The following is a 1,671-nucleotide window of genomic DNA, read 5'->3' on the forward strand; positions in this document are numbered from 1 at the left end:
CCTTCACCAAGACCGGCGCGGGCACGCTGGTGCTGTCGGGCAACAGCGGCGGCTTCATGGGCGACACCACCGTCAGCGCCGGCACGCTCGCCGTCAACGGCAAGTTCGGCCACGGCGGAACCCTGCTGACCGTCGCCTCCGGCGCCACGCTCGCAGGCTCCGGCAGGATCGGCGGCAATGCCGCGCTGCAGAGCGGCGCGACGCTTGCGACCGGCAATTCCATCGGCACGCTCACCGTGTCGGGCGACTTCTCCTTTGCCGACGGATCGACCTATCTCGTCGAAACCGATCCGTCCGGGACGTCGAGCGACCTTCTGCATGTCCTCGGCACCGCCGATCTCGCCGGCACCGTCAAGCATGTCGGCCTCGACGGCGTCTATGCGGAAACCTCGAGCTACACGATCCTGACCGCCGACGGCGGCTATGGCTCGACCCGCTTCGACGGCGTCGCCTCCGATTATGCCTTCCTGGACAGCTCGCTCGACTACAGCGGCAACAATGTCGATCTGGTGCTCAAGCGCAACGACGTCGCCCTGCCCGACGTGGCCAAGACGCCGAACCAGGCCGCGACCGCCCAGGCGGTGGCCAACCTGCCCAAGACCAACCCGATCTATCTGCAGATCCTGCCGATGAACGCGGGCCAGGCCCAGGCCTCCTACGAGGCGCTGTCGGGCGAACTCACCGCCAGCACCACCAGCGGCCTGATCGCCGGTGCGCAGGGCTCGGGCCAGTTCGTGCTCAACCGCATCAACCATGCCTTCGATGCCCCCATCGCCAGCAGCACCGGCCTGCCCCAGGGCGACGGCGAGACGCGCGACACCTTCACCGGCTACGCCAGCTGGGCCTCCGGCTACGGCTCGATCGGCACCAGCGACGCCACCGCCACGACGGCGGCCGTCGACCGCTCCTCGGCGGGCTTCATGGGCGGCATCGACACCGCGCTCGGCGAGGGCCGCATCGGCCTGTTCGCAGGCTTCCAGCGCGCCCGCTTCTCCGCGGACACGCTGGCCTCCTCCACCGACACCGACAGCTACACCGCCGGTATCTATGGCGGCACCCGCTTCGGCGACTTCAGGCTCACCGGCGGCGCCGCCTACAGCTTCAACCAGCTCGACACCACCCGCAGCGTGGTGGTCGGCGGCATCAGCGACACCCTCGCCGGCTCGACCGACGCCAGCACCTACCAGGCCTTCGGCGAACTCGGCTATGACATCCAGGCCGGCCGGGTGACCTTCACCCCCTTCGCCGGGCTGAGCGTGGTGTCGATGACGACCGACGGCTACACCGAGACCGGCGGCGTCACCGCGCTCACGGTGGCCAAGTCCACCACCACCGTGGGCTACTCGACGCTCGGCAGCCGCATCTCCTCGGCCTTCGCGCTCGGCGAAACCGACATGCGCGTCTCGGGCATGCTCGGCTGGCGTCACGCCTTCGGCGACACCGCGCCGACCTCGACCAACGCGATCAGCGGCTCCTCGTTCATCGTCAGCGGCACGCCGCTGGCCGAGAACCTCGCCGTGGTCGGAGCCGGCTTCGAGATCGACCTGACGCCGACCGCGACGCTCGGGCTGACCTATGAGGGCGAATTCGGCGACGGCGTCATGGACAATTCCGGCGCCGCCCGCCTGACCGTCCGCTTCTGAGCCGCAGCACAGCGCTCCAGAGCGCACA

At 69.5% G+C, this 1,671-nt stretch carries 1 protein-coding gene; it reads left to right on the forward strand.

All coding sequences use genetic code 11. From position 1 onward, the window contains the following. Positions 1–1,643: autotransporter family protein (locus AWJ14_RS14835; protein ID WP_066180724.1), on the forward strand; the 1,643-nt coding region annotated here is incomplete at its 5' end. Positions 1,644–1,671: the final 28 nt, after the last annotated feature.

Origin of the sequence: Parahoeflea olei (genome assembly GCF_001703635.1) — a bacterium.
GTDB classification, from domain to species: domain Bacteria; phylum Pseudomonadota; class Alphaproteobacteria; order Rhizobiales; family Rhizobiaceae; genus Hoeflea; species Hoeflea olei.